The following is a 3,557-nucleotide window of genomic DNA, read 5'->3' on the forward strand; positions in this document are numbered from 1 at the left end:
ACGGCATGTGGGGTTCGTGGAAGACCTCGTCGGTGGTCCCGAGTTCGACGAGCTTGCCCGCGTACATCACGCCGACACGATCGGCATGACCGGCGACAACGCCGAGGTCGTGCGTGATGAGTACGACCGCGGAGCCCGTGATCTCGCGCGCGGTCTCGAGGACCTCGAGAATCTGGGCCTGGATCGTCACATCGAGCGCCGTCGTCGGCTCGTCGGCGATGATCACCTTCGGGTCGTTCGCGATCGCCATCGCGATCATGGCGCGCTGACGCATTCCGCCCGAGAACTCGTGCGGGAAGGCGCGCGCCCTGCGCTCGGCGTCGGGGATGCCGACGATCTTCAGCAGCTCGACCGCGCGCGCGTGCGCGGCCTGAACCGAGAGGGAGGAGTCGTGCAGGCGCAGTCCCTCGGAGATCTGGTCGCCCACCGAGTAGACGGGCGTCAGTGCCGAGAGCGGGTCCTGGAACACCATGGCGAGTTCGGCGCCACGGATGCGGGAGAGTTCGTTGTCACCCATGCCCAGAAGCGAGCGCCCCTCGAATTCGATAGCGCCCGTGATCTCGGCCGACGAGGGCAGCAGACCCATGACGGCCAGCGACGAAACGGACTTGCCCGAGCCGGACTCGCCGACGATGCCGAGGAACTCGCCCGCGTGGACGTCGTACGAAATGCCGCGCACGGCGCGCACGGGGTCGCCCCCGCGCTGCGGGAACGTCACGCTGAGGTCGCGGACGGAGAGCAGCGGCGCCCCCACGACGGGTGTGCGAGCGGCGGCCTTGCGACCGACCTGGAACTCAGCCACGGTTCACCCCCGAGGTCGGGTCGATGGCGTCGCGCAGGGCGTCGCCGATGAGGCTGATGGCGAAGAGAAGGATGATGAGCACCGTCGCGGGGAAGACGAAGAGCCAGGGTCGGGTGAGCGCCGCGGCGGTGCCGTCGGCGAGAAGCGTGCCGAGCGAGACATCCGGCTTCTGCACACCGAACCCGAAGTAGCTGAGCGACGTCTCGGCCATGATCGAGGCCACGATGCCGAGCGTGGCGTCGATGATGAGCAGCGAGGCGATGTTCGGCAGGATGTGCCGGCCGAGGATCTTCCGCGTCGGCATGCCCATGTAGCGCGCCGCGCGCACGAAGTCGCGGTTGCGGAGCGACCGGGTCTGGTTGCGGACGACCTGCGCCATGATCATCCAGCTGAAGATGGCCAGGAAGAAGGTGAGCGCCAGCCACGACAGCCCGCGGGTCAGGGGGCTCAGCAGCACCAGGATGAAGAACGACGGGATGACGAGCAGCAGGTGGATGAACCATCCGATCACGCTGTCGGCGCGTCCCCCGAGGTAACCGGCGAGCGAGCCCACGATCGCGGCGATCAGCGTGGCGCCGATTCCCGCGAGCAGGCCGATGATGAGCGACTTCTGCAGGCCCGACAGCGTCTGGGCGTAGATGTCCTGACCGATCGCGTTGGTGCCGAACCAGTGCCGGAGCGTCGGCCCCATCCCCATGTTGAGCGCGTCGCGGTCGGTGATGCCCCACGGGTACGCGAGCGGGCCGATGAACGCCCACAGCACGATCAGGGCGAAGACGGATGCGCCGACCCAGAATCGCGGCATGCCGCGCAGCCGCGCCCACACCAGGCGGTTGCGCGAGAGCGGCTTACGCGTTTTCGTGATGTCGTCCTGGCGGTCCAGCGGCGCCTCGAGCGCCTCTTGCTGCATGGTCATGTCAGGCCCTCACCCTCGGGTCGAGCGCCGCGTAGAGCACTTCGGACAGTGTCGACGACAGCAGCACCAGCACGGCGACGAACAGCGTTGACCCCGCCACCGCGTTGATGTCGTTCTGCGTCACGGCATTCAGCTGGAACTGCCCCATCCCCCGCCACGAGAAGACGATCTCGAGCATCGCCGAGCCGGCGATCAGCGTGCCGAAGCTGTAGGCGAAGAACGTCGACATGGGGATGAGCGCGATGCGCACGCCGTGACGCACGAGCGCCTTCGAGCGCGGTAGGCCCTTGGCGCGGGCGGTACGGATGTAGTCGGCGCCCAGGACGTCGAGCATGACGCTGCGCTGGTAGCGCGAGTACGACGAGGCACTGATCAGCACAAGGGCGATCGTCGGCAGCAGCAGGTGGATGGCACGGTCGAGCGCGATATCCCACCATCCGCCCGTTATCCCGGCCGTGTACTCGCCGGTGAATCGGATGACCTGTGTGTCGAGCGCGTTGTTGAACGACGTTGCCGCGATCATCAGCAGCACGCCGATCACGAAGGTCGGCGTCGCGAACACGATGTACGACGAGTACGTGACGATCTGGTCGCTTGCGCGGTATTGCCGCACCGCTCCCCAGACACCCAGCAGAACACCGACGATCGCACCCATGATCGACCCGATCAGCAGCAACCGCAGGCTGGCGCCCGAGCGTGCCGCGATCTCGGCCGTGACCTGGGCCCCGCCGACCGTCTCGCCGAGCGAGAACTGCGTGAACAGGTTGACGAGCCAGTTCCAGAGCCGCACCAGCACCGGCACGTCGGGGTTCACACCCATCGCGTTGAGGCTCGCATCGATCGAGGCCTGGGGCGGACGCGGATTCATCCCGTAGAACCGATCCTGGGGCTTCAGCAGGACACTCGCCAGGATGTAGGCGAGGCACGTCGCGATCAGGCTGAGGATCGCGTAGTGGATGAACCTGCGAACCACATAGAGCGTCACCGGGCGGGCCTGGCAGGGGTATCGCGGTATGCAGCGGGGGAAGTTGCGTACGTCATCGTGGATCTCTCGGAAACGGTTCCGGGGTGGAACTCGGTGTCACGAATGCTGGTTCTCAGACCGCCGTGGGGACCGGCGATTCATAGACCCTAACCCGGCACCGGGGAACAGTCACCTACATCAGCGCGTCTTTTCACGAACGTAACAATCCCGCCCTGTGCAAGAAATGCGCCAACGGCAGCTTGCGGCTTGCCCATTTCCGTCATCAGAAGGAGTTCACGGTTATCAGTGCGCTCACAGCCCAGATGGCGATGGCGACGAGCGCGATCACGGCCGGAACGTCCCAGCTCCGACGGACGACGGATGCTGCAGGCGCAGACCCCGGCGCCGTCAGCTCGGGCACGGGGACACCCTCGGTCGCCGAGATCCACTGTTCGCGCAGGAGCTCCATGTCGCGCACAGCGGGAGGCTCTCGGCGCTCGCCCCCACCGAGACGCAGACCCGGCCGGGCAGGGCGCCCGGCGACCGGACCACCGAAGCTCGCGACATCCTGTCCCGTACTCAGACGAAAGCGCACCTGCCAGCGCAACTCGATGTCGCGCACAGCGCTCCAGGGGAACTCGACGATGCGCAACAGGTTGTGCACGCGAACGCCTTCGGAATCCGTCCGGATGTGCGGCGCGTAGACGAGCACGTAGACGAACCAGAGCACCAGCAGCACCCAGGGCGCCAACAACAGCATCTCGCCCAGCCCGGCTCGCACGGCCGCGTCGACCAGCAACGCGAGCGCAACGACAGCGCCGGCGATCGCCCCGATCGTGGCGGACGGGGCGCGGAATACCCGCACATCCCGACGC

The 3,557-nt window shown here is 67.0% G+C and carries 4 protein-coding genes; all 4 read right to left on the reverse strand.

The features are described 5' to 3' along the window. Positions 1-802: ABC transporter ATP-binding protein (locus MIC448_RS10890; RefSeq protein WP_306342122.1), on the reverse strand; the 802-nt coding region annotated here is incomplete at its 3' end. Beyond that, the gene (locus MIC448_RS10895; RefSeq protein ID WP_036299470.1) at positions 795-1,718 is read right to left on the reverse strand and encodes an ABC transporter permease; all 924 of its coding nucleotides are present in this window, start codon (positions 1,716-1,718) and stop codon (positions 795-797) included. The genes MIC448_RS10890 and MIC448_RS10895, both read right to left, overlap by 8 nt. A 1-nt stretch (position 1,719) precedes the next feature. Continuing rightward, positions 1,720-2,703 carry an ABC transporter permease gene (locus tag MIC448_RS10900; protein WP_036299472.1) on the reverse strand — a complete coding sequence of 328 codons (984 nt, stop codon included), beginning with the start codon at positions 2,701-2,703 and terminating at the stop codon, positions 1,720-1,722. Between the two features lie 262 nt (positions 2,704-2,965). Then, on the reverse strand, positions 2,966-3,557 hold a 592-nt coding region (locus MIC448_RS10905), incomplete at its 5' end, for a PH domain-containing protein (protein WP_036299475.1).

This window comes from Microbacterium sp. C448 (assembly GCF_000582705.2).
In the GTDB taxonomy this organism is placed as follows: Bacteria; Actinomycetota; Actinomycetes; order Actinomycetales; family Microbacteriaceae; genus Microbacterium; species Microbacterium lacus_A.